Here is a 22,874-nt window from a genome sequence, read left to right on the forward strand (position 1 = left end):
CCGCAGACGGCATAGCCCAGAATCATCGACGGGCCAGCGGACTTCAGAACTCCGGCCGAGCCCAGGAACAGACCCGTACCAATCGCGCCACCCAGGGCGATCAGCTGGATATGACGGTTCTTCAGACCACGCTTCAAGTCACCTGAATGGGACATGTTTTCACTCATTGGCTAACCACCTCGGCGCGCTTGTCTGTGACGAAATCGAACCCGACGCGCTCATGACGCGACGGAGGGAAACGGAGTGGGTAACCCCGAGCGGGTCGGCGTGCATGAGCCGGTGGATCACAGAAAAAACGGGCGCGCATTGTACACCGCTCACATGCCGTTTGGCGGCGAAAGAATTCCCGGCTGAAGCCGGTCCCACAGGATGCGCATGACGCTTTTGTAGGACCGGCTATAGCCGGGAAGGTGTTATTGACCCTGCTCTCACTCACACTGCCGACACAATTCTGTCGCAAAAATAATTCACCGAAATCAAAAGCTCCCTAACGTTGTTTTCGCTGCAAGTTTCGACAGGTCCGGCGAAATGCCAGCATTTACCGGCCGATATTTACTTTGCAACACTCCGAGTCTTGCACTAGTTTTTGAAGTGCTTGCTGGCCACGAAGGTCAGCGTGCTTCCATGACGAGGCCCAAGGCACTGCCCTTTCGTCCTCGCTGCATTCGGCAAGTACGTCATTCTCAGGAGATTCACCTATGCAAACAGTTGAACTGGCTCTGGAAGAAGAACTGCAATTGGACGATTGGTTTGAAGCACCGACTCATGATGCCGCTGTGGAGATGATGCAGGCCGACGCCGTAGTGGCGTTTGGCACTGCGATGTGGCCGTTCTAAAGCAGCTGAAGGGCGAACGCGGTTGACGCGTTCGCCCTCTTGTTTTGAGCATTCGGAGCGGAGCGCACCCATGGACAACAGCAGCGCCATCGAACATTTTCTCTACTACCTGCAACACCATCCCGCCGTGAACACCATCGACACCCCCCACGTTCTACTGGCCCACACCGCCCAGTACGGCAGCATCGTCGACCGTATCCGCGACAGCTCGACGGGACGTGATTTATTCCGTTTCAACACCCTGCCACTCGACACCTCCCCCATCAGCGACCTGGCAGACGCCATCACCGAGGCCGATCTGTTCGTGCTGTTCTACGACGCGTCCACGCTGCCCAATCCCCGCGCAGAAGGGCCGCCGTTCATTCGTCAGTTGCAGGAGGTGATGTCGACACAGTGGAAGAAGTCCCTGCTGTTCAAAGACTACGGTGACTATTTCTATGACACGTTCAGCGTTCGTCCCGAGCGAATCGCTCAGTTGAACGCGGCGCTCATCGACACGATGAATCAAGGCGAGACCCTCAGCTTCAGTGACGAACACGGCTCCTACTTCGAGGCCCCGCTGCGCGAGCTGAAGAAGTGGACCAACATCAACGGCGTTGGCAATTACGACCTTGCCCCCGGTGAGATTGCCACCCACAGCGAATCCATCAACGGTCATGTGCGCTTTGTCGGCACGTTTCTGAGCACGATCCCTTTTGCGCGCAAATACGGGATCATCGAATCACCGCTGGAATTGTGGATCGAGAACTCCGTGGTGACCCGCATTGCCACTGAGGTGCCAGGGCTGGAGCAGGACTTCAATAAATACCTGGACGCCAACCCTTCGAACCGGCGTATCGAGGAACTGGGCATCGGCACCAACGAAGGTGTCAGCCAGCTATACGCACGCAACGCCGGCTTTGAAGAGCGCCACTGCGGGCTGCATCTGGGTCTGGGCGGCGGTGCCAAGGGCAGCCATCACATGGACCTGATCTTTGACAGCGGCTCACTGGCGGTGGACAAGCGCGTGGTATTCGACGGCGCAGCCTACGTCGGCTTCTGATCGCAACCCGCGCATAAAAAAACGCCAGTCTTTCGACTGGCGTTTTTTATTTCCGAGCGCTGTCACTGGTTCACAACGCTGTCACTCAGGCTTGCGGCGACCGAAGCCAGGACGCTGACCGGAGCCGCTCGGCGGGCCGCGGCGTTTGCCGGACGGGGTCTTGTCGTCCACCAGACCGATACCCGGACGCGAAGGCTTCGGCTTGGCCGGACGCTTGTTCATGTCGCTCGGACGTTCCGCCACCGGCGTGCCACGGCCGCTTTCGCTGCGCGCGCTGTCGCCACGTGGATTGCCGCCACGGGCATTGTCGCCACGGCCACCGATGGCCGGACGCGGGGTACGCGCCGGACGACCGTTTTCCGCCGGCTTACGCGCCGGGCGCTCGCCGTCGGCCAGACGCGGCTCGCGGGCAGGACGGTCCGCAGAGACCGCGTCCTTGGCCGGACGCAACTGACGCACGCGCTCGCCTTTGCCCAACGGACGGGACGACTGGCGCTGCAAGCGCTCCAGCTTGTCTTTGGTCTTGGCGGTCATCTGCGGCATGGCGACCGGCTTCAGGCCGACTTCGGCACTGAGGATGTCGACTTCCTGCTGACTCATTTCGCGCCAGCGACCCATCGGCAGATCCGAATTGAGGAAAACCGGGCCGAAACGCACGCGCTTCAGACGGCTGACCACCAACCCCTGGGATTCCCACAACCGGCGAACTTCGCGGTTGCGGCCTTCCATGACCACGCAGTGGTACCAGTGGTTGAAGCCTTCGCCGCCCGGCGCCTGCTGAATATCGGTGAAACGCGCCGGACCGTCTTCCAGCACCACACCGGTTTTCAGACGCAGCAGCATGTCGTCATCGACTTCGCCGCGTACGCGCACGGCGTACTCGCGGTCCATCTCGAACGAGGGGTGCATCAGGCGGTTGGCCAGTTCACCGTCGGTGGTGAACATCAACAGGCCGGTGGTGTTGATGTCCAGACGGCCGATGTTGATCCAGCGGCCTTCTTTCGGGCGCGGCAGGCGGTCAAACACCGTCGGACGGCCTTCAGGGTCGTCACGGGTGCAGATTTCACCGTCTGGCTTGTTGTACATGATGACGCGGCGAACGGTCTCGGCGGCTTCTTCGCGTTTGATCACGCGACCGTCGACCGTGATGGCGTCATGCAGGTCGACGCGCTGACCGAGAGAGGCCTGAACGCCGTTGACCTTGATACGGCCTTCGCCGATCCAGGCTTCAACGTCGCGCCGGGAACCGACGCCGATACGCGCCAGGACCTTCTGCAGTTTTTCGCCTGCTGGGCCGATCTCTTTGTCTTGCTTGTCTTGTTCACTCATCTGGGCACCTCCCGGTGTGTCGAATCAGGGCATGCGCGAGTGGGCATGGCCTGTGGCCCGGTGCTCTTGGGAAGAGCGGTTCCGGCTCAGAACAACTCTGAAGCGGACGGGCAGAAACTGAAATCCCTGGCGTGTGGATCGCCAAAAGGTCGCGAATCATACGCGCCTGGCGCGCGTTGCGCATCAAAGACTAGATGAAAAAATCAGGCTTACTTCTTTTTCCGCCGACTGGCGCCTTTGAGTGTGATCAAGCGCTGGGCCGACTCGGCGAGCACCGAGCGCTTTTCGTCCTTCTCCATCTTCTTCCAGGATTTGATCTCGCGCTTGCTGCGACCGCAGCCGAGGCAAATGTCCTCGTTGAACTTGCAAAGGCTGATGCAGGGATTCTTGGTGCTCATGGGCGTGCCTGAGTGAAGAATGGGGCGCTGTGCGTTGTGCTGCCACAGCGATCGTCACCGAGGATCTTCATCGTCCCGCGGCGGTTCTTCCAATTCAGACTCTTTATCGGCCTCATCGAGCAATAAATCGTCGAAGTCGATTTTCAGGCCCTGCTCCATGGAATCCAGTTCGGCCAGCAGACTGCGGAAACTGGTTTCATCCCGGGGCGCTTCAGGCTCGGCGCCGGCCCCTGCGTCAGCATCGAGCGGCAGGCTGGCGTCGGCCAACGCCTGCAAATGTGCGGGCACCGGCGCGTCGTCGAACTCCAGCACCGGGTCGGTTTCCATCTCGCGCAAGTCAGCCAGCGGCGGCAGTTCGTCGAGGTTTTTCAGGTTGAAGTGATCAAGAAAGGCTTTGGTGGTGGCGAACATCGCCGGCTTGCCAGGCACGTCACGGTAGCCGACGATCCTGATCCATTCGCGTTCCATGAGGGTCTTGACGATGTTGCTGTTGACCGCAACGCCGCGCACGTCTTCGATTTCGCCGCGGGTGATCGGCTGGCGGTACGCGATGAGCGCCATGGTCTCCAGCAGGGCGCGCGAATAACGCTGGGGCCGCTCTTCCCACAGACGCCCGACCCAGGGCGCGAACTTCTCGCGAATCTGCAAGCGGTAGCCGGTGGCAACTTCTTTAAGCTCAAAAGCCCGGTTGTCGCAGGACTTGCCCAGTAACGTCAGAGCCTTTTTGAACACCGGGGGCTCGGGCCGTTCGCCCTCCTCGAACAACTCGTACAGGCGTTCCAGTGACTGCGGCTTCCCGGAAGCAAGCAAAAACGCTTCGAGCAGCGGCGCCAGATCGCGGGGTTCATTCAGGTTCATTGTCAGCTCTTGCTCTTTATTCGGCTCGCGCCCGTACATGAATGACGGCGAAGGGTTCGTTCTGCACCAGTTCCACCAACTGTTCCTTGACCAGTTCCAGCACGGCCATAAACGTCACCACCACGCCCAGCCGCCCTTCTTCTGCCGTGAACAGCTGGGCAAAGGGCACGAAGCCTGCGCCTTTCAGGCGATCCAGAACATCGCTCATGCGCTCGCGGGTCGACAGCGCTTCGCGGCTGACCTGATGGCTTTCAAACAGGTCGCCGCGGCGCAGCACATCCGCCATCGACATCAGTAGCTCTTCGAGGGCGACATCGGGCAATAACTTGCGCACCCGCGCTTCGGGCGCTTCCAGCCTGGGCACCCGCACGTCGCGGCCTACGCGAGACAGCTGGTCGATGCCTTCGGCGGCGGCCTTGAAGCGCTCGTATTGCTGCAAGCGGCGGATCAGTTCGGCACGCGGATCGCCCTCTTCTTCCTCGGCCATTTCCGAGCGCGGCAGCAGCATGCGCGATTTGATCTCGGCGAGCATGGCGGCCATGACCAGGTATTCGGCGGCAAGCTCCAGGCGCACGGTTTTCATCAGCTCGACGTAGCCCATGTACTGACGGGTGATTTCCGCCACCGGGATGTCAAGGATGTTGATGTTCTGTTTGCGAATCAGGTAAAGCAGCAGGTCCAGCGGGCCTTCAAAGGCTTCGAGGAACACTTCCAGCGCATCCGGCGGGATGTACAGATCGACCGGCATCTGCGTGACGGCCTGGCCATAGACCATGGCAAACGGCAGCTCAAGCTGAGCGTCCGCCTGAACGTCAGTGGGAGCCTCCAGTGCTTGCGCCTGGGTCACCCGACTTCGACCCCGAACGGCGTCGGATCACCACAACCTACCCGCACCACCTGCGGCTCGCCATCGGTCAGATTGACCACCGTCGAGGCGGAAATGCCGCCCTCGCCCGCGTCGATGATCAGGTCGACCTGATGCTCGAGGATCCCGCGCATCTCGTAGGGGTCGCTCATGGGAATGGTTTCGCCGGGCATGATCAGGCTCACGCTCATCAGCGGTTCGCCCAGCTCTTGCAGCAGCGCCTGGGCGATGGGGTGGCCCGGCACGCGCAGGCCGATGGTGCGGCGCTTGGGGTGCAGGACCAGACGCGGTACGTCGCGGGTGGCGCCGAGAATAAAAGTGTAAGGCCCCGGCGTGTGCGCTTTCAGGACGCGAAACGCTGCCGTGTCGACCTTGGCGAACAACCCCAACTGGGAAAGGTCGCTGCACATCAGCGTGAAGTTGTGCTTGTCATCGAGCTGACGCAGGCGACGGATGCGTTCGACGGCCGTCTTGTCCCCCATCTGGCAACCCAATGCGTAGGACGAATCGGTGGGGTACACCACCAGACCGCCCGCCCGGATGATCTCCACGGCCTGCTTGATCAGGCGCGGTTGCGGGTTCTCCGGGTGGACCTGAAAAAATTGACTCACAGTATCTTCCTGTTCAGACGGCAGTAGGCTGGTCATGTTTGAACCGACACCAAAGGGGCGGCAGGTCCTCCGGCAATGGGCGATAAACGCCGATTTCGGACCAGGCGCCAGGGGCATGAAAATCACTGCCGGCACTGACCAGCAGACCGAACTCACGGGCCAGAATCGCCAGACTGCCGACCTGATCGGCAGGCTGCAGGCCGTTGACCACTTCTATTGCGTGGCCGCCGGCCTGGATGAAGTCGGCGACCAGCTTGCGACGCTTGCTGCGGGTGAAGTCGTAATGCGAAGGGTGCGCCAGGCTGACCCAGGCCCCGGCAGCGCGCAGGGTCGCCACGGTTTGCTCCAGCGTGGGCCAATGCTGTTTGACGTCGCCCAGTTTGCCCGCGCCCAGCCATTTGCGGAACGCCTCGGCGCGGTCTTTGACGAACCCCTGGTTAACCAGAAAGTCCGCGAAATGCGGCCGGGCCGGTGCATTTGCGCTGTCACCCAGTGCCTGCTGCACTGCGCGCGCACCTTCGAGCGCCCCAGGCATACCTTTCATCGCCAACTTGCGGCTTATTTCTTCGGCGCGCAGCCATCGGCCGGTGTGCAACTGCTCGATGACCTCCCGCAATTGCGGCGCGTCCACATCGAAGGCATAGCCCAATACGTGGATAGTCGCACCGCCCCAGGTGCAGGACAACTCGATGCCGTCGATCAACTGCATATCCAACGCCAGCGCCGCAGCGCGGGCCTCGGCGAGACCTTCGATCGTGTCGTGATCGGTGAGGGCGAGGACTTTCACGCCGTGCTCGTGCGCACGCGCGACGAGTACCGCTGGCGCAAGGGCGCCATCGGAAGCGGTGCTGTGGCAGTGCAGATCGACGTTCATAGGGGCGCTTTCGCAGTCATTGATGTTTGTTATTATGCCGTCACATCCAGCTTCTGGCTCTTACTGTGAAACAATTCATCGACTTCATCCCGCTCATCCTGTTCTTCATCGTTTACAAAATCAGCCCGCAAGCCGTCGATGTCCTTGGCCACAGCTTCATGGTGGGCGGGATTTACAGCGCTACCGCGATGCTGATTGCCAGTTCGCTGGTGGTCTACGGCATCCTTTATGTTCGGCAAGGCAAACTGGAAAAAAGTCAGTGGCTGACGCTGATTGCCTGCCTCGTGTTTGGCAGCCTGACCCTGGCGTTCCACAGCGAAACTTTTCTGAAGTGGAAAGCACCCGTCGTCAACTGGGTGTTTGCGCTGATCTTCGGCGGCAGCCACTTCATCGGTGACCGTCTGTTGATTCAACGCATCATGGGCCACGCGCTGACCCTGCCTCAGGCGGTCTGGACCAAACTGAACATCGCCTGGATTGTGTTCTTCCTGTTCTGTGGTGCCGCCAATCTTTACGTGGCCTTCACCTATCAAGAATTCTGGGTCGACTTCAAAGTGTTCGGCAGCCTGGGCATGACCCTGCTGTTTCTGGTAGGCCAGGGCATCTTCCTGGCCCGCCACATTCATGACGCCGACCCGTCCACCCAGCCTTCAAACAAAAAAAGAGAGGACTGACATGCTCTACGCAATCGTGGCAACCGACGTCGCCAACTCCCTGGAAAAACGTCTGGCAGCGCGCCCCGCTCACCTGGAGCGCCTCAATGCGATGAAAGCCGAAGGTCGCATCGTCCTGGCAGGCCCGATGCCTGCGGTGGACAGCATCGATCCCGGCATGGCCGGTTTTACCGGCAGCCTGATCGTGGCTGAATTCGAGTCGCTTGCCGAAGCCAAGGCCTGGGCTGACGCCGATCCCTACGTCGCAGCGGGCGTCTACGCCGACGTGGTGGTCAAACCGTTCAAGCAAGTCCTGCCCTGATACCCAGCCTGCGCCCGGCGTTTTAACAGCGCCGGCCGCGCCCCCGCGCCGCTGATTGCTCATTGTTCGCATCACCCTGCCGATACGCTGCCTGAGACTCACAAAAAAAGAGTCAAGCAAACGGTGCCTGTCCGGCGCCGCGAGAACATTCAGGAGTTCAGATGCGTCTACGTCCGTGGTGTGTGCTGGCGGCCGCCCTGTCCGTTTCGGCAGTCAGTGTGTCTGCACAATGTGATGAAATCAGCGACCCGGTGAACCATGCGCTGCCACTGCCGAGCACGGCAACTCAATTGACCGAGCTTCGCCAGCGGCTGGCAGAGAGTGAGAAGGAACGCGAAGCGCTGAGCCGGCAATTGCAGAGCGCCGACACCGAGCGCGAAAGTATCCAGCTTGGGCGCCTGCGCCAGGAGAACCAAAGGCTTAGACTGCAGCTCAAAGAAGCACAGTCGGTCACGCCCCCGAGGGTGCTGACCGAACAACAACAATGGTTTGTCGCGGGCGGTGGCGTTGCAATGGTCGCCCTTCTGTGCGGTATCTTTGCCAGCGGCTGGCGTAGACGTCGTCGGCAATGGCTAAATTGAGTGAGTCATGAGCGAGCTGTTACTTATTGATGATGACCAGGAGCTGTGTGAGCTCCTGAGCAGTTGGTTGAGTCAGGAAGGGTTCGTTGTGCGCGCCTGCCACGACGGCCAGAGTGCCCGCAAGGCGTTGGCCGACTCCGCACCCGCTGCGGTGGTGCTGGACGTGATGCTGCCCGACGGCAGCGGTCTGGAACTGCTCAAACAATTGCGCACCGATCACCCCGACCTTCCCGTGCTGATGCTCTCGGCGCGCGGCGAACCGCTGGACCGCATCCTGGGTCTTGAGCTAGGCGCCGACGACTATCTGGCCAAGCCCTGCGATCCCCGTGAACTGACGGCGCGTCTGCGCGCAGTGCTGCGCCGCAGCCATCCAGCGGCGGTGTCGTCGCAGATCGAGCTGGGTGACCTGTGCTTCAGTCCGGCCCGCGGCGTGGTCACGATTGACGAACAGGAGTTCACCCTGACCGTGTCCGAAGCGCGCCTGCTCGAGGCGTTGCTCGGCCAGCCCGGCGAACCGCTCGAAAAGCAGGAGCTGGCGCAACTCGCGCTGGGCCGCAAGCTGACCTTGTACGACCGCAGCCTTGATATGCACGTCAGTAACCTGCGCAAAAAGATCGGCCCCCATGCCGACGGCCGCCCGCGCATCGTTGCCCTGCGCAGCCGCGGTTATTACTACGCCGTGTGATCGTCGCGGCGGCGATTACCACCCGCTATAAAGATCTCATGCGTAGGAGCGTGGCTTGTCCCGCGATCTGGCGCGCAGCGGCAGTGATTCCTCGATACGCGGGCTGCCTGACATCCCGCAGTGCATGGTCTCGGTGCCGGTTTTCCCGGCAGAATCGCGGGACACGCCACGCTCCTACCATCATCGAGTCGCTCTTTGTGTCAGCCGCGCCACTGATGCTCTTTACCCAAGCTTTACCGACGCCTGACCTCGCTTGACCTTGATCTCCCTAAACTGGCCTCAACCGGCACAGAGCCGAAATCGAGACAAGGAGATTCACCATGCGCAAGACGTTGATGGCTTTGATGTTCGCCGCCGCACTGCCTACCGTTGCAATGGCCATGCCTCCGGACGGCGGCCCGATGGGTGGCCCAGGCGGCCCGGGCTTCGATGGCCCTGGCATGCATCACCGCAAAGGCCCGCTGGACAAGCTGAACCTGACGCCTGACCAACGTCAGCAAGTCGGCAAGCTGATGGGCGACCAGTGGCGCGGCCGCTCCGAAGTCAACCACAAGTACCTGGCCAAGCTGCCTGCCGCCGACCAGAAGGCGATGAAGGATGAACTGGATGCTGCTCACGCGAAAACCCAGTCCGACATCCGCGCCTTGCTGACGCCGGAGCAACAGAAAACCTTCGACCAGATGCAGAAGGATGAAGCCCAGCGTCGTGCGGACCGCGCCGAGTTCGAGGCCTGGAAAGCGCAGAAAGCGCAGAAAGCGCAAAAAACCCAGTAAGCGGCTGCTGGCGCGGCAGTACACTTCCCCCAACCCGACACGCTTCCCGGCGTGTCGGGTTTTCTGTTTTACGAACCGGGTCGAGGGCAGCACGTGCGTTCATTGTTCTGGAAAATCCTGGCGAGCTTCTGGCTTGCCATCGCGCTGGTGGCTGGCCTGTCGGTCCTGATGGGGCATGTGCTCAATCAGGATGCCTGGATCCTCAGTCGCCATCCCGGTCTGCACAACTTGCCGCAGAAATGGGTCGAGCTGTACGAGGATAAAGGCCAGGCGTCTGCTCAGGACTATCTGCAAGACCTCAAGCGCAAATACCACATTGACGTTCAGGTGCTGAACGACAGCGGCGAAGCAGTGATCCCCGGCACCTTCCCTCCCCGCGCGGCAGCCTTCGAAGAGCGGCAGAAAGACGACACTCGCCCCCTGCCGTGGCGGCGCCTGACTGCCGAATACACCAGCGAAAAAACCGGCGAAACTTACCTGCTGATTTACCGCATTCCCCATCCGGAGCTGGATGCGTGGCACCGCGACAGTCTGCTCTGGCCGCTGAGTGCATTGGGCATCGCGCTGGTGGTGCTGACCTTGTTCAGCCTGCTGGTGACGCTCTCGATTACCCGCCCGCTTAACCGCTTGCGCGGCGCGGTGCATGATCTCGGCCAGACCACGTACCAGCAGAACAGCCTGGCGCAGCTGGCCGACCGCCGCGACGAGTTCGGCGTGCTGGCCAATGACTTCAACCGCATGGGCGCCCGCCTGCAAAGCCAGATCAGCAGTCAGCGCCAGCTGCTTCGCGACGTTTCCCATGAACTGCGCTCTCCCCTGGCCCGGCTGCGCATCGCCCTGGCGCTGGCCGAACGCGCCGAGGCAGCCGAGCGCGACAAGCTATGGCCGCGCCTGACCCGTGAATGTGATCGGCTGGAAGAGTTGATCAGTGAGATTCTGGCGCTGGCGCGACTGGATGCCGACATGGGCAGCGCCACCGCGGTGGACTTGTCAGGGCTGTTGCATCATTTGCAGGCCGAGACGGAGATAGGCGAAGCCGAGCAGACAGTGTCGGTATCGGTGGGCTCCGGCTTGCAGTTGCTCGGCTGGCCGAGCGTGCTGGAGCGGGCGCTGGATAACTTGCTGCGCAACGCGTTGCGCTTCAACCCGGCGGGTCGGCCGATCGAGTTGAGTGCGAGCGCCGAAGGGGACGAGTTGCGACTCAGCGTGCGGGATCATGGGCCCGGCGCCAACCCGGAGCACTTGGCGCAACTGGGCGAGCCGTTTTATCGCGCGCCCAATCAGACCGCCCCAGGCTATGGGCTGGGGCTGGCGATTGCCAAACGTGCAGCGGAGAAACACGGCGGAACGCTGGTGCTGGGCAATCACCCTCAGGGTGGATTTGTGGCCAGCATCGTAGTACCGCGCGAGCTGACCGCTACGCAGTCCCGCTGAATGGGTGCGGTGCTTACTAGGACCGGCTTCAGCCGGGAAGAGGCCAGTGTGAGCACCATTCATTTTGCAGTGTGACGCAGACCGCCTTCCCGGCTAAAGCCGGTCCTACTAGCCTTCCCACGCGCTGACAAACGCAGCAACCTCCGGCTTTGCCGGCTCGCGTGGCGGGTTCTGGGGTGTGCCCAGATAGAGGAAGGCAACGACTTCTTCGTCGGCGGTCAGGCCAAGCCCTTCAGCGACGTGGCGGGAGTAGGACAAGTCGCCCGAACGCCAGACCGCGCCGATGCCCATCGTGTAGGCCGCCAACAGGATGCCATGGGCGGCGCAACCTGCCGTGATCGCCTGCTCCTTTTTAGGCACCTTGAAATGGTCGGTCAGTCTGGCGATGACGACCACCACCAACGGCGCGCGCAAGGGTCCGTTTCGGGCCTTGTCCAGCGCTTTCGCGTCGACGTCGCCGCCTTTGTCGATCAATGCCTGGGCCAGCAGCTCGCCCATGCGGTGGCGCGCGTCGCCTTCGACGGTCAGAAAGCGATAGGGCCGCAAGACGCCGTGGTCGGGCGCGCGCAGGGCTGCGCCGAACAGGATCTCGCGTTGCTCGGCGTCCGGGGCGGGTTCGATCAGGCGGGGCACGGACACGCGATTAAGCAATACGTCGAGCGCTTCCATTAAGTCGTCTCCAGGAAAAAATGACGGGCCATTGTAGTGCCCTCGGTGCGGTCTTGAACTTCAATAACGATTAACCCGCGCATTTACTTACAACACTCTCGGAAATGCCCCGGTTTACACAGGCGGGCCGGTGAGTAAAATGGCCGCCCTCTCACTTCCTGATCAGAGCGACCGCATGGCGCTGCCGACCCTTCGCATCATCGGTTTCATTATCGGCATCTTCCTCATTACCCTGGCCATCGCCATGGTCGTGCCCATGATCACCTCGATGATTTTCCAGCGCACCGCCGACATGCCGTCGTTTCTGTGGTCGAGCCTGATCACCTTCGTCTCCGGGCTGGTGCTGGTAGGCCAGGGCCGACCGGAACATGTGCATCTGCGTCCGCGGGACATGTACCTGCTCACGGTCAGCAGTTGGGTCATCGTCTGTATCTTCGCCGCGCTGCCGTTTCTGCTGACTCAACACATCAGTTACACCGATTCCTTCTTCGAAAGCATGTCCGGCATCACCGCGACCGGCTCCACGGTGCTCAGCGGCCTGGACACCATGTCCCCCGGCATCCTCATCTGGCGCTCGCTGCTGCACTGGCTCGGCGGCATCGGCTTCATCGGCATGGCCGTGGCGATTCTTCCGTTGTTGCGCATCGGCGGCATGCGCCTGTTTCAGACCGAGTCGTCGGACCGTTCCGAAAAAGTGATGCCGCGTTCGCACATGGTCGCCAAGTTCATCGTGCTCGTTTACCTCGGCATCACCGTGCTGGGCACGCTGGCGTTCTGGTGGGCGGGCATGAGCCTGTTCGACGCCGTCAATCATGCGATGTCGGCGATTTCAACCGGCGGGTTTTCCACCTCGGATCAGTCGCTGGCGAAATGGCCGCAACCCGCTGTGCATTGGGTGGCGATTGTGGTGATGATCCTCGGCGCCCTGCCGTTCACCCTGTACGTTGCCACGCTGCGGGGCAATCGCGGGGCGCTGCTCAAGGACCAGCAAGTCCAGGGTTTTATTGTCCTGCTGCTGGTGACGTGGCTGGTGATGGGGGCCTGGTATTGGGCAACCACCGATCTGCCGTGGTACGACGCCCTGCGTCATGTCGCGCTGAACGTGACCTCTGTGGTGACCACCACCGGCTTTGCGCTGGGGGATTACAGCCTGTGGGGCAACTTCGCCTTGATGCTGTTCTTTTACCTGGGGTTCATCGGCGGCTGTTCAGGGTCAACGGCCGGCGGTGTGAAAGTCTTCCGCTTTCAGGTCGCATACATCCTCCTGCGCGCCAACCTGCACCAACTGATTCACCCGCGCGCGGTGATCAAGCAGAAGTACAACGGCCACCGGCTGGACGACGAGATCGTGCGTTCGATTCTGACCTTCTCGTTTTTCTTCACTTTCACAATTTGCCTGATCGCCCTGATGCTCTCGCTGCTGGGGCTGGACTGGATGACCGCGCTGACCGGCGCCGCGAGCACTGTCTCGGGCGTGGGGCCGGGGTTGGGTGAAACCATCGGGCCTGCGGGTAATTTCTCGACGCTGCCGGATGCCGCCAAGTGGATTCTGTCACTGGGCATGCTGCTGGGTCGGCTGGAAATCATCACCGTGTTGGTGCTCTGCATCCCGGCATTCTGGCGGCACTAGAAACACTGACCGTTCGGTAAGGTCATCCGCTGTGCAGTGGGTAAATTTCACTGCGGGTGGCGGGCACTCGGCTAAGCTCAGCGAACACCTGCCCTCAGAGCACCGCCTTGTGGAAACCCTGAAGACGTTCGAACGGTTTGCCGATTTCTATCCCTACTACCTGCATGAACACCGCGACAGCACCTGCCGCCGTTTGCATTTCATCGGCACAAGTCTGGTGATCCTGATTCTGGCTTTCGCCGTACTCAATGCCAACTGGACGTTGTTGTGGGCCGTGCCGCTGGCCGGCTACGCCTTCGCCTGGATCGGCCACTTTTTTTTCGAGAAGAACCGTCCTGCGACGTTCAAGCACCCCTTCTACAGCCTGCTCGGCGATTTCGTCATGTACAAAGACATGCTCACGGGCAAGGTATCTTTTTGACGGGTGCTCGCCGACATCGCTCATGACCCGTCACCCAGGCGGTTAGAGCAACGGTGCCTGCTCAGACCGCCTCGCCCACCGGTTGGGGCTCCGCCGCGCTCCTGGCTTTGACGTGGGCATCGGCCAGCCGGAACAACTCGATCGTGCCATCCAGGTGCTCGATCAAGGCCGTACAGGACTCAACCCAGTCGCCGCAGTTGAGGTATTCCACGCCGCCCACCTGACGGATCTCGGCGTGGTGAATGTGCCCGCACACCACCCCGTCGAGCCCGCGCTTCACGCACTCATGGGCGATGGCCTCCTCGAAATCGCTGATGAAACTCACGGCGGTCTTGACCTTGTGCTTCAGGTACGCCGACAGCGACCAATACCCATAGCCGTACCTGGCGCGCCAGTGATTGAGCCAGCGATTGAGGGTCAGCGTGAACTCGTAGGCCGAGTCGCCCAGAAAGGCCAGCCAGCGGTGATAGCGGGTAATGACGTCGAACTGATCGCCATGGATGACCAGCAGCCGACGGCCATCGGCCGTCAGGTGCACGGCTTCGTCGACCAGCTGGATATTGCCCAGAATGAGTGTTGAATAGCGGCGCAGGAATTCGTCGTGGTTGCCGGTGACGTAGATCACTTCGGTGCCGCGCTTGCTCATGGTCAGCAGACGGCGAATGACGTTGGTGTGTGCTTGCGGCCAGTACATGCCGCCGCGCATCTTCCAGCCGTCGATGATGTCACCGACCAGGTACACCTTGTCGGCGTGGTATTGCTTGAGAAACCCGGAGAGATGCTCGGCCTGGCAGTCGCGGGTGCCCAGGTGCACGTCGGAGATCCACAAGGTCCGGACACGCTGCTTACGGCTGGGTTTCACGTTCTCGGCAATGCTCATGGACCACCTCCACTTTGGTTTCCCCAAGCGTGGACGTGGTCAATGTATTGAACGTGACGGCTGTGTTTAGGTTTGATGACACGACAGATGGGCTAACACTTTCCCAGCCCGGGGCCGTTGCGCGTTCAGGTGTCCAGTCCTGCGTGGCGGTCGTTGTGCCCCAAGTCCCGGGCCGGTTCGATTTGATCGCGCACGCGCTGCTTGAGGACCTTGGCCTCGGGAAACCCGCCGTCGGCCTTACGCTCCCATATCTGAACGTCATTGCAGGTGATCCGGAACACGCCGCCGGTGCCCGGGATCAGCGAAACCTTGCCGAGATCGTCGGTGAAGGTGCTCAACAGTTCCTGAGCCAGCCACGCGGCACGCAACAGCCACTGGCATTGCGTGCAGTAGGTGATGGTGATTTCAGGCCTGGCAGACATGATCAGCCCAGCCCTGCCAGCAGATCACGGGCCGTTTGCTGCGGGCCGTCGTCGGTGCCGTCGATCACTTCCTGAAGCAGGCGACGGGCCTCGTCGACGTTGCCTTCATCGATCAGCACCTGCGCCTCATTGATTTTGCTCAGCGGCTCTTCGTCCAGACTTAACAGATCGAAACCGCCCTCCTCGATCATGAAACTGTCGAGAAAAGCATCGTCCAGCAAATCGCTATTGCTCTGCACGATAGCGGGCGGACCCGGCTCGAACTGCACGCCCATTTCCGGTGGCGTTTCCTCTTCGGCGAAGTCGCTGAGGAACTGCTCTTCCGGCATTTCGAAAACTTCAGGCAGCTGCGTGAGGTCGGACGAGAACGAGGTGTCCAGTTCAGCTTCTGGTTCAGGTGCGGCCGCGGGTTTGCGGGGCGCGGGCGTGCTGTCGAACGGGTCGACAAGATCCCAGTCGGCGTCCATGGAGAGGTCGTCAAGGTTGAGCTGGAAGTCGTCGGCAGGGTCGACCGGGTTTAACGCCGCGGCGGCGTTTTCGTCCAGTTGCGCGGGCTCTGTCAGGCTGAGTTCTGGCGGGTCTTCAGGTGTTCGACTGGCCGAGTCTGTCTGACTGGCCAGCACCGCGGCAGCACCAAGCACCGCTGCAGCACCAAGCGCCGCCGCAGGGGCTGCCACCGAGGTCAATGAAGGCGATGCAACTGGCGCGGACGGCGCTTCGGGAGCGACGGGCTCGGGAACCAGTTTCGGGTAGCGGTTGCGGATGTCCTGAAGCTTCTGCGCCTCGACGCCCTGGCTCAACAGAACCCGCTCCTCCTCGTCATACCCTTCCACGTCGCCCTGCTCGCCGAGCAATTCGAGGATGCGCAGACGGACATCAGTGCGCTCGGGTTGTTTGTCCAGCGCGTCGCGAAGAATGGCCAGCGCTTCGGCGAAGCGTCCATAGGCAATGTAGATACTCGCGCCATCCAGCGCGTCGGTGGCGGCGCCGGCCATGCGTTGGCCCGCGGGCGATGATGAGGCAGGACGCGCAGCGGTAACGGCCGGCACTTCATAGACCGGCGTGACGGTCGCAGCGGGCCTGACCGCCGGCTCGACCGGGACGGGCTCAAGGGCCAGCTGATTTTTGACGCGGTTGCGGCGCACAGACCAGACCAACGCCAGGAGCAGCAAGACCACCAGAAGCGCCGCCAGAATCGACGTCCAGGGAAAACCATCCTCGACGGCGACCGGCATCGTGATAGGCACTGGTGCGGGGGCTGCTGCCGGAGTGGGCGTCGCGGCGGGCGCCGTTGTTGTTGCCACCGCTGAGGGGGCAGGCGCCGCGGGCGCAGGTTTGGCGGACTGCGCCTTGAGTTCGGCGAGTTGGGTCTGCAGTTCGATGATCTGCTTGTCCTTGTCGGCCTCCTCCACCGTGGCGGTTTGTACTTGATGCTTGAGGTCATCCAGCGACTGGTTCAACTGCTGGTTTTCCAGCGCCGTTGCTGCCAACTGATCGCCAGCGCTCTGGATTGCAGCGGCGGGCGTGTTCGCAGACGGTGGTGAGACATTGCTGGCCGCAGCGCCAGGCGCACTGGCAGCCTTGGGCTCAACCGCATTGTCCGGGAGTAAAAGGCTCTGGCCGACCTTCAACTGGCTGCGATCGCCGTTGGGGAATGCCTGCGGATTGAGCGCCTGAATGCCCTTGATCAACTCAGCAGACGAGGCCTTGCCGCCCGGCGCCTGGACCTGACGCGCAATACCCGCCAGGGTGTCCCCGGACGCAACCGTGTAATGCTTGCCCTGTCGAGCTTGGGGCGGCGCGACCGGCAGGCGCGACTCATCATTCTTCGCGCTGGCGGCTGGCGATTGAGTACGGCTGCGCGTCGCAGCGAGTCCGGTCGGCGACGTCGGCGGGTCAAGCAGCACGGTGTATTCATGCAACTGATCGCCGTTTGGCCGGACCAGCCTGACGAGAAAATTCAGATAAGGCTCGGTGACCGCCTTGTGCGATTCAACGTGAATCACACTGCGGTTGCCTCGAATCAGCGGGGTGAAACGCAGGTCGTTGAGAAAGAACACGCGCTCCACACCGGCTTTGGCAAAGGCCTCGGGCGGCGCGAGCGCGACGACGATTTCTTCGGGGCTCAGCCCACCTGCTTCGATCAATTCGATGTCGGCGTTGAAGGGTTGCCCAAGGGCAGAATGCAGGCTGATCTCACCCAGACCCAGCGCAGCCGCCGCTGAACTGTGCAGCAGCGCGGCCGAGGCAAGCCCGATGGCGAACAGACCCGAACGAAGACCTGACTGAACGCGAAGGGGTTGACCCTTCTCGCAACGACTACCGGCCTGAAAACTCTTCAGCATGCGAACCCTTTGGAAGACGAGGCAGGCTTCCCTGCACATTCGGTACGTGCCCGGACACGTCATCCAGGCAGCATCAGTATGGGTGCAAATAGAACAGGATGTTTCGCCTGCTTCAATGTATTTGTCGCGGGCGGACGCGCGGTTTTCAGGATTTTTCGAGATTGGCGAGGATTTTCGAATGGACGCGCATGCACAGGCGCAGTTCTTCTTCGTCGATGCCTTCGAACAACTCATGGCGCAAGGCGGTGGCGATGGTTTCGATTTTCTCGATCAACGGCCGCGCGGTGTCGCAGAGCACGATTTTTTTCGCCCGGCGATCTTCGAGTACCGCTTGCCGGAGCACCAGGCCCTGGTTTTCCAGGCTGTCGAGCAGCCGCGCCAGGGTCGGACCTTCAACGCCCACACTCTGCGCGAGTTCGCGCTGGGTGGGCGGCGTTTTGAAACGAGCCAGATGCAGCAGAACCAGCCAGCGAGCCTGGGACAGACCCAAGTCAGCCAGCCGGCGATCCAGCTCGGCACGCCAGCCCCGGGACATATGGGCCAGTTGCATGCCAAAGCGGTGTTCTTCGGTTAACGGCATAGGTAACTCGATGGTTAAAGGTAAATCCTAATTAATAGGCAGCTAACCATGGAGGCAGACTTGAGGCAAGCGTCTGGACGCGGTGATTCGTCGCACAGGCCCGGGGTTCCGAAATGCGGCGGGTATGTCGTCGAACGGTGGAGTCAGCCGCAACGCGGCTCCTTACACTTCAAACTCCGACTGCAACGCCGCGCGCACGCAATACAGCACGCCTTCGGGCACGCGACCGGTGAACAGTTCTGCAATGGCAGCAACCGGCGGCAGTTCGCCCTCGCCGTCAAGGAACGCGTCCTGTATCTCGGTCATGAGTTCTTCGGGCAGGTCCAGGGCCTGCTCCAGTGAGAGCTGCTGTTTGCCGATCGCTTCGGCGAGCATCGTGTAGACGTTTTTCTCCGAGCATTGCAGTTGCCCGGCGATTTGCATGGGCGTCATGCCGGCGCGGGCCAGACTGATCAGCTCATGCCGCACATCGGTCACCACGCGAGGCGCCGGTGCGGCGCCGCCGAGCACCTCCAGAAATGCCTCGCCGTAGCGTTCGAGCTTGCGTGCGCCCACACCGCTGACCCGACCCATTTCCGCCATCGTCCCAGGTTGGCTGCGCAGCATTTCGAGCAGGGTCGAATCCGGGAAGATGACGTAAGGCGGCACGCCATGTTCTTCCGCCAGCTTGCGCCGAAGTGCGCGCAGTGCTTCCCACTGTTCGCGCTCTTCGCCGCGCACCAGTTGGCTCGCCGGGCTACCGGAGGCTTTCGCCGTGGTTTGCGGTTTCAGGTCACGGCGCAGCTGCAAGGTGACTTCGCCGCGCAACAGCGGCCGGCAGCTGTCACTCAGGCGCAAGCCGCCGTACCCTTCGAGATCAATATCGGCCAAGCCGCGCGCCACCAACTGCCGGAACAGCGAGCGCCATTCCCCTTCGCTGCGGCTCTTGCCGACACCGAATACCGCCAGCTTCTGATGACCGAAGCTCTGCACCTTGTCGTTGTCCTTACCCAGCAACACGTCGACCAGATGACCCACGCCGTAGCGCTGGCCGGTCCGATAGATCGCTGAAAGCGCCTGCCTGGCCGGTTCGGTGGCGTCCCAGGTCTGCACGCCATCGACGCAATTGTCACAATGCCCACAGGGGTTGGGCATGATTTCGTCAAAGTAGGCGAGCAGCGACTGGCGCCGGCAGCGGGTCTCCTCGCACAACGCCAGCATCGCGTCGAGCTTGTGCTGCTCGACGCGCTTATGGCGCTCGTCGCCTTCGGAGTTCTGCAGCATTTGCTTGAGCATCAGCACGTCTTGCAGCCCGTAGGCCATCCAAGCATCGGCGGGCAAACCGTCGCGCCCTGCCCGGCCGGTCTCCTGGTAATAGGCTTCCAGCGATTTAGGCAGGTCCATGTGCGCAACGAACCGCACGTTGGGTTTGTCGATGCCCATGCCGAAGGCGATCGTGGCGACCATGATCAGCCCTTCCTCATTAAGGAAACGCCGCTGGTTGCCGGAGCGTGTCTCGATGGGCAACCCTGCGTGGTACGGCAGTGCCGGATAGCCGTTGTCGCTGAGGAACGCGGCGGTTTCTTCGACCTTTTTGCGTGACAGGCAATAAACAATGCCTGCGTCGCTGCGCCGCTCGGACAAGAACGCCAGCAATTGCTTGCGCGGCTGTTCCTTGGGCACGATGCGGTAGAAAATATTCGGGCGGTCAAAGCTCGACAGGAAGCGCTCGGCGTTCTGCAGATGCAAACGCTCGACAATCTCTTCGCGGGTGCGCTTGTCGGCCGTTGCGGTCAGGGCGATGCGCGGCACGTCCGGAAACAGCTCGGCCAGTTGCCCCAGCTGCAGGTATTCGGGACGGAAATCGTGCCCCCACTGGGAGACGCAATGGGCCTCGTCGATGGCGAACAGGGCAATCTTGAGGTTCTGCAAGAACGACAGCATGCGCGGCTGGACCAGACGTTCTGGCGCCAGGTACAGCATCTTGATTTCGCCCAGACGAATGCGGTTGGCGAGGTCGCGCTGCTGCTCGGCGCTCAGCGTCGAGTTCAACGCGGCAGCCGAGACGCCGAGTTCTTCGAGCGTTGCCACCTGATCGTCCATCAACGCAATCAGTGGCGACACCACCACTGCGAGGCCGTCGCGCAACAGGCCCGGCACCTGGAAACACAGCGATTTGCCGCCGCCGGTGGGCATCAGCACCAACGCATCACCGCCACTGGCCACGCGCTCGATAATGGCACCCTGGCGACCACGGAAGCTGTCGTAGCCGAAGATGTCTTTAAGTACGCGTTGAGCCTGGTCGAGCATAAATACCCCGGATGGTGCCGCAACAGCGGTCGAGAATCGCTGTGGAAATCGCAAAGCGCGGCAGTATACCGGACCGCTCCGAGAGATTGGACAGCGGTGACACCGGCGGTCGAAATTAACCGGAATACCGATTCCAGTGGCCTCGCCGCTGGCGCCGGGCGCCCTCAGGGCCTAGAATTCAGCATCGTTTATTCCCAAGGTAGTCCGTCAATGTCCTTCGCTGAGCAATTACACCGCCTGCAAGCCTTCCTCGATGCCGATGAGCTGCATGACGAAGCGCTGGACTATGTAGCCGCTCACGGCTATCTGACCGCGCTGTCCATCTGCGCTGAAAGCGTGCCGGATCGCGAGTGGATCGACGCCCTGTTCGCCGAGCCCCCGCACTACACCGACGAAGCCCAGCATCAGGAAATCGAAACCACCCTGATTGCCCTTAAGGCACACATCGCTCGCCAGCTTGCGTCGGACGAAGAGTTCGAATTGCCCTGCGACCTGGACCTGGGCGATGACCCCGATGACTCCGAGCTGCGCGGCTGGTGCATCGGCTTCATGGAAGGCGTGTTCCTGCGCGAGTCGGCCTGGTTCGAGAACGACGAAGAAGAAGTCAGCGAAATGCTGCTGCCAATCATGGTGGGTTCGGGTCTGTTCGACGAACAGCCAGAATTTGCCGACATCGCCGCCGACGCCAACCTGATGGACGACATGATCGTACAGATCCCGGAAGCCCTGACCGCTTTGTATCTGCTGCTGCAGGCACCGGATGAAAAGCCGGCGATCCTCAAGCCTCGCCATCACTAAGACCACCGTCCCCTGCTAAAGGGGGCGTACGAGCCGACTCCGGCTCGTACGCCCTTCTGCGCTACTTGTGCTTTTTGTGCTCCTTGTCACTTTTCCTGAATGCCGCCTCGATCGCTTCGTTGATTGTGCGCAGCACCTTGATCCGCGCCCAGCGTTTGTCGTTGGCTTCCACCAGCGTCCACGGCGCAATTTCAGTACTGGTGCGGTCAACCATGTCGCCCACTGCTTCGCGGTACTGCGGCCACTTGCTGCGATTGCGCCAGTCATCCTCAGTGATTTTGTGGCGTTTGAATGGCACCTTCTCCCGCGCTTGAAAACGCTCCAGCTGGGTCTTGTCGTCGATCGCCAGCCAGAACTTCACCACCACGATGCCAAAGTCCGTGAGCTGCTCTTCGAAGTCGTTGATCTCGCTGTACGCCCGCAGCCAGTCCGCCTCGGAACAGAAGCCTTCGACCCGCTCGACCAGCACGCGCCCGTACCATGAACGGTCAAACACCGTGAATTTGCCCCGCGCGGGAATCTGCCGCCAGAAGCGCCACAAATACGGCTGAGCCAACTCATCCTGACTGGGCGCGGCGACCGGCACGATGTGGTACTGCCTCGGATCGAGGGCTCCGGCCACCCGTTTGATCGCACCGCCCTTGCCCGCCGCATCGTTGCCTTCGAACACCGCCACCAAGGCATGACGGCGCATGCGTTTATCGCGCATGAGACCGGAAAGCCGCGCCTGCTCAGCGATCAGTTGCTCCTCGTAGTCGTCTTTCTCAAGCGCCAGGTTCATGTCGAGGTTGTCGAGCAGACTCAGTTCGCCGCTGTTGTTGGGCAGGGGACCGAGGCCGACCAGATGGGTCTGCCCTTCGGCGGTTTTCAGAGCGTTCTGCAAGCCTTCAAGCACCAGGCGGCCGACGGTCAGACTGCGGTAGTTAGGGTCCACGCCTTCGATGACATGCCAGGGCGCATAGTCGCGACTGGTCCGGCGCAGCACGCGCTCGCCAAAACGCACGAACCGGTCGTACGTTCTGGACTGCTGCCAGTCCAGGGGGCTGATCCGCCAACTGTGCAGCGGGTCATCCTTGAGGGTTTTGAGCCGCTGCTTCATCTGACGCTTGGACAGGTGAAACCAGAACTTGAAAATCACCGCGCCCTCGTCCACCAGCATCTTTTCAAGGCGCTCGGCCCCGTTGATAGCCTGATCCAGCACCGGGTCCTTGAACTGCTTATGCACCCGGCCCTGAATCATCTGGCTGTACCAGTTGCCGAAAAACACCCCGATCCGGCCCTTCGGCGGCAACTGGCGCCAGTAGCGCCACACCGGAGGATGGGCCAGTTCTTCGTCGGTTTGCTGGTCGAACGTCCGCACTTCTATGTAGCGCGGGTCCATCCAGTCGTTGAGCAGCTTGACGGTTTCGCCCTTACCGGCGCCTTCGATGCCGTTGATCAGCACGATGATCTGGCGCTTGCCTTGCTCATGCAGTTCGTACTGGGCCTCCAGCAGCGCTTCACGCAGTGCGGGGACTTCAGCGTCGTAGGTTTCGTCGTCGATGGTGTGGCCGATTTCAGCGGATTCGAACATGCAGGG

General features: G+C 61.6%; 25 protein-coding genes and 1 pseudogene. 12 read left to right on the top strand and 14 right to left on the bottom strand.

Annotated elements, in window-relative coordinates:
- A pseudogene (locus VF672_RS18055) lies at window positions 1-167 on the bottom strand (aromatic amino acid transporter AroP); the annotation flags it as partial.
- A 531-nt stretch (window positions 168-698) separates the two neighbouring features.
- Between VF672_RS18055 and VF672_RS18060 the strand changes: the two are divergent.
- Complete coding sequence (locus tag VF672_RS18060; RefSeq protein ID WP_037013761.1) at window positions 699-836, top strand: hypothetical protein; 138 nt, start codon at window positions 699-701, stop codon at window positions 834-836.
- A 70-nt stretch (window positions 837-906) separates the two neighbouring features.
- Entirely contained in the window at window positions 907-1,878 is a 972-nt protein-coding gene (locus VF672_RS18065; protein WP_331105921.1) for a leucyl aminopeptidase, read from the top strand.
- Window positions 1,879-1,959: 81 nt separating this feature from the next.
- Here VF672_RS18065 and rluB read toward each other — a convergent pair whose 3' ends face one another.
- From rluB to VF672_RS18095, 6 genes are all read right to left on the bottom strand, one after another.
- Entirely contained in the window at window positions 1,960-3,207 is a 1,248-nt protein-coding gene (rluB, locus tag VF672_RS18070; protein WP_331105922.1) for a 23S rRNA pseudouridine(2605) synthase RluB, read from the bottom strand.
- 209 nt (window positions 3,208-3,416) lie between these two features.
- Window positions 3,417-3,605: a DUF1289 domain-containing protein gene (locus VF672_RS18075; RefSeq protein ID WP_331105923.1), complete on the bottom strand. Its 189-nt coding sequence runs from the start codon at window positions 3,603-3,605 to the stop codon at window positions 3,417-3,419.
- Window positions 3,606-3,659: 54 nt separating this feature from the next.
- A complete protein-coding gene (gene scpB / locus VF672_RS18080) occupies window positions 3,660-4,463 on the bottom strand; it encodes an SMC-Scp complex subunit ScpB (protein WP_331105924.1) in 804 nt (267 codons plus the stop codon).
- A 16-nt stretch (window positions 4,464-4,479) separates the two neighbouring features.
- Window positions 4,480-5,178 carry a ScpA family protein gene (locus VF672_RS18085; RefSeq protein WP_331105950.1) on the bottom strand — a complete coding sequence of 233 codons (699 nt, stop codon included), beginning with the start codon at window positions 5,176-5,178 and terminating at the stop codon, window positions 4,480-4,482.
- Window positions 5,179-5,306: 128 nt separating this feature from the next.
- The gene (locus VF672_RS18090) at window positions 5,307-5,939 is read right to left on the bottom strand and encodes an L-threonylcarbamoyladenylate synthase (protein WP_331105925.1); all 633 of its coding nucleotides are present in this window, start codon (window positions 5,937-5,939) and stop codon (window positions 5,307-5,309) included.
- 13 nt (window positions 5,940-5,952) lie between these two features.
- Entirely contained in the window at window positions 5,953-6,813 is an 861-nt protein-coding gene (locus tag VF672_RS18095; RefSeq protein WP_331105926.1) for a PHP domain-containing protein, read from the bottom strand.
- A 65-nt stretch (window positions 6,814-6,878) separates the two neighbouring features.
- Between VF672_RS18095 and VF672_RS18100 the strand changes: the two genes are divergently transcribed.
- The 7 genes from VF672_RS18100 to VF672_RS18130 all read left to right on the top strand — a co-directional run bounded on the left by VF672_RS18100 (window position 6,879) and on the right by VF672_RS18130 (window position 11,261).
- Window positions 6,879-7,487 carry a septation protein A gene (locus VF672_RS18100; protein ID WP_331105927.1) on the top strand — a complete coding sequence of 203 codons (609 nt, stop codon included), beginning with the start codon at window positions 6,879-6,881 and terminating at the stop codon, window positions 7,485-7,487.
- 1 nt (window position 7,488) lies between these two features.
- Window positions 7,489-7,788, top strand: coding sequence for a YciI family protein (locus VF672_RS18105; RefSeq protein WP_331105928.1), 300 nt, complete (start codon window positions 7,489-7,491; stop codon window positions 7,786-7,788).
- Window positions 7,789-7,949: 161 nt separating this feature from the next.
- Window positions 7,950-8,369, top strand: coding sequence for a translation initiation factor 2 (locus tag VF672_RS18110; RefSeq protein WP_331105929.1), 420 nt, complete (start codon window positions 7,950-7,952; stop codon window positions 8,367-8,369).
- 7 nt (window positions 8,370-8,376) lie between these two features.
- A complete protein-coding gene (locus VF672_RS18115) occupies window positions 8,377-9,054 on the top strand; it encodes a response regulator transcription factor (protein WP_331105930.1) in 678 nt (225 codons plus the stop codon).
- 55 nt (window positions 9,055-9,109) lie between these two features.
- On the top strand, window positions 9,110-9,301 hold the full coding sequence (locus tag VF672_RS18120; protein WP_331105931.1) for a hypothetical protein: 192 nt from the start codon (window positions 9,110-9,112) through the stop codon (window positions 9,299-9,301).
- A 73-nt stretch (window positions 9,302-9,374) separates the two neighbouring features.
- Window positions 9,375-9,827, top strand: a complete 453-nt coding sequence (locus VF672_RS18125; protein WP_331105932.1) for a Spy/CpxP family protein refolding chaperone — start codon at window positions 9,375-9,377, stop codon at window positions 9,825-9,827.
- 93 nt (window positions 9,828-9,920) lie between these two features.
- On the top strand, window positions 9,921-11,261 hold the full coding sequence (locus VF672_RS18130) for a HAMP domain-containing sensor histidine kinase (protein WP_331105933.1): 1,341 nt from the start codon (window positions 9,921-9,923) through the stop codon (window positions 11,259-11,261).
- Window positions 11,262-11,369: 108 nt separating this feature from the next.
- Here the strand turns inward: VF672_RS18130 and VF672_RS18135 are convergent, their stop codons facing one another.
- On the bottom strand, window positions 11,370-11,930 hold the full coding sequence (locus VF672_RS18135; protein ID WP_331105934.1) for a nitroreductase family protein: 561 nt from the start codon (window positions 11,928-11,930) through the stop codon (window positions 11,370-11,372).
- A 175-nt stretch (window positions 11,931-12,105) separates the two neighbouring features.
- Between VF672_RS18135 and VF672_RS18140 the strand changes: the two genes are divergently transcribed.
- Together VF672_RS18140 and VF672_RS18145 are read left to right on the top strand one after the other, a co-directional pair.
- The gene (locus tag VF672_RS18140) at window positions 12,106-13,560 is read left to right on the top strand and encodes a TrkH family potassium uptake protein (RefSeq protein ID WP_331105951.1); all 1,455 of its coding nucleotides are present in this window, start codon (window positions 12,106-12,108) and stop codon (window positions 13,558-13,560) included.
- Between the two features lie 109 nt (window positions 13,561-13,669).
- Entirely contained in the window at window positions 13,670-13,981 is a 312-nt protein-coding gene (locus VF672_RS18145; protein ID WP_331105935.1) for a DUF962 domain-containing protein, read from the top strand.
- A gap of 61 nt (window positions 13,982-14,042) precedes the next feature.
- Here the strand turns inward: VF672_RS18145 and VF672_RS18150 are convergent, their stop codons facing one another.
- The 5 genes from VF672_RS18150 to recQ all read right to left on the bottom strand — a co-directional run bounded on the left by VF672_RS18150 (window position 14,043) and on the right by recQ (window position 20,497).
- Window positions 14,043-14,861: a UDP-2,3-diacylglucosamine diphosphatase gene (locus tag VF672_RS18150; RefSeq protein WP_331105936.1), complete on the bottom strand. Its 819-nt coding sequence runs from the start codon at window positions 14,859-14,861 to the stop codon at window positions 14,043-14,045.
- Between the two features lie 125 nt (window positions 14,862-14,986).
- Window positions 14,987-15,283 carry a SelT/SelW/SelH family protein gene (locus VF672_RS18155; protein ID WP_414705629.1) on the bottom strand — a complete coding sequence of 99 codons (297 nt, stop codon included), beginning with the start codon at window positions 15,281-15,283 and terminating at the stop codon, window positions 14,987-14,989.
- Between the two features lie 2 nt (window positions 15,284-15,285).
- A complete protein-coding gene (locus tag VF672_RS18160) occupies window positions 15,286-17,628 on the bottom strand; it encodes a peptigoglycan-binding protein LysM (RefSeq protein ID WP_331105937.1) in 2,343 nt (780 codons plus the stop codon).
- Window positions 17,629-17,773: 145 nt separating this feature from the next.
- Window positions 17,774-18,208, bottom strand: coding sequence for a MarR family transcriptional regulator (locus VF672_RS18165; protein WP_331105938.1), 435 nt, complete (start codon window positions 18,206-18,208; stop codon window positions 17,774-17,776).
- 162 nt (window positions 18,209-18,370) lie between these two features.
- Window positions 18,371-20,497: a DNA helicase RecQ gene (gene recQ, locus VF672_RS18170; RefSeq protein WP_331105939.1), complete on the bottom strand. Its 2,127-nt coding sequence runs from the start codon at window positions 20,495-20,497 to the stop codon at window positions 18,371-18,373.
- 210 nt (window positions 20,498-20,707) lie between these two features.
- Here recQ and VF672_RS18175 point away from each other — a divergent pair, with 210 nt between their 5' ends.
- On the top strand, window positions 20,708-21,295 hold the full coding sequence (locus tag VF672_RS18175) for a YecA family protein (RefSeq protein WP_331105940.1): 588 nt from the start codon (window positions 20,708-20,710) through the stop codon (window positions 21,293-21,295).
- A 61-nt stretch (window positions 21,296-21,356) separates the two neighbouring features.
- On the opposite strand, the gene pap is transcribed toward VF672_RS18175, so the two are convergent.
- A complete protein-coding gene (gene pap / locus VF672_RS18180; protein WP_331105941.1) occupies window positions 21,357-22,868 on the bottom strand; it encodes a polyphosphate:AMP phosphotransferase in 1,512 nt (503 codons plus the stop codon).
- Between the last annotated feature and the right edge of the window lie 6 nt (window positions 22,869-22,874).

This window comes from Pseudomonas sp. (assembly GCF_036387035.1).
In the GTDB taxonomy this organism is placed as follows: Bacteria; Pseudomonadota; Gammaproteobacteria; order Pseudomonadales; family Pseudomonadaceae; genus Aquipseudomonas.

What these genes read in the sequence shown, in the direction of transcription:
- VF672_RS18060 (WP_037013761.1), top strand. Translation starts at nt 699, where the DNA reads ATGCAAACAGTTGAACTGGCTCTGGAAGAAGAACTGCAATTGGACGAT.
- VF672_RS18065 (WP_331105921.1), top strand. Translation starts at nt 907, where the DNA reads ATGGACAACAGCAGCGCCATCGAACATTTTCTCTACTACCTGCAACAC.
- rluB (WP_331105922.1), bottom strand. Translation starts at nt 3,207, where the DNA reads ATGAGTGAACAAGACAAGCAAGACAAAGAGATCGGCCCAGCAGGCGAA.
- VF672_RS18075 (WP_331105923.1), bottom strand. Translation starts at nt 3,605, where the DNA reads ATGAGCACCAAGAATCCCTGCATCAGCCTTTGCAAGTTCAACGAGGAC.
- scpB (WP_331105924.1), bottom strand. Translation starts at nt 4,463, where the DNA reads ATGAACCTGAATGAACCCCGCGATCTGGCGCCGCTGCTCGAAGCGTTT.
- VF672_RS18095 (WP_331105926.1), bottom strand. Translation starts at nt 6,813, where the DNA reads ATGAACGTCGATCTGCACTGCCACAGCACCGCTTCCGATGGCGCCCTT.
- VF672_RS18105 (WP_331105928.1), top strand. Translation starts at nt 7,489, where the DNA reads ATGCTCTACGCAATCGTGGCAACCGACGTCGCCAACTCCCTGGAAAAA.
- VF672_RS18110 (WP_331105929.1), top strand. Translation starts at nt 7,950, where the DNA reads ATGCGTCTACGTCCGTGGTGTGTGCTGGCGGCCGCCCTGTCCGTTTCG.
- VF672_RS18115 (WP_331105930.1), top strand. Translation starts at nt 8,377, where the DNA reads ATGAGCGAGCTGTTACTTATTGATGATGACCAGGAGCTGTGTGAGCTC.
- VF672_RS18125 (WP_331105932.1), top strand. Translation starts at nt 9,375, where the DNA reads ATGCGCAAGACGTTGATGGCTTTGATGTTCGCCGCCGCACTGCCTACC.
- VF672_RS18135 (WP_331105934.1), bottom strand. Translation starts at nt 11,930, where the DNA reads ATGGAAGCGCTCGACGTATTGCTTAATCGCGTGTCCGTGCCCCGCCTG.
- VF672_RS18140 (WP_331105951.1), top strand. Translation starts at nt 12,106, where the DNA reads ATGGCGCTGCCGACCCTTCGCATCATCGGTTTCATTATCGGCATCTTC.
- VF672_RS18150 (WP_331105936.1), bottom strand. Translation starts at nt 14,861, where the DNA reads ATGAGCATTGCCGAGAACGTGAAACCCAGCCGTAAGCAGCGTGTCCGG.
- VF672_RS18155 (WP_414705629.1), bottom strand. Translation starts at nt 15,283, where the DNA reads ATGTCTGCCAGGCCTGAAATCACCATCACCTACTGCACGCAATGCCAG.
- VF672_RS18160 (WP_331105937.1), bottom strand. Translation starts at nt 17,628, where the DNA reads ATGCTGAAGAGTTTTCAGGCCGGTAGTCGTTGCGAGAAGGGTCAACCC.
- VF672_RS18165 (WP_331105938.1), bottom strand. Translation starts at nt 18,208, where the DNA reads ATGCCGTTAACCGAAGAACACCGCTTTGGCATGCAACTGGCCCATATG.
- recQ (WP_331105939.1), bottom strand. Translation starts at nt 20,497, where the DNA reads ATGCTCGACCAGGCTCAACGCGTACTTAAAGACATCTTCGGCTACGAC.
- VF672_RS18175 (WP_331105940.1), top strand. Translation starts at nt 20,708, where the DNA reads ATGTCCTTCGCTGAGCAATTACACCGCCTGCAAGCCTTCCTCGATGCC.
- pap (WP_331105941.1), bottom strand. Translation starts at nt 22,868, where the DNA reads ATGTTCGAATCCGCTGAAATCGGCCACACCATCGACGACGAAACCTAC.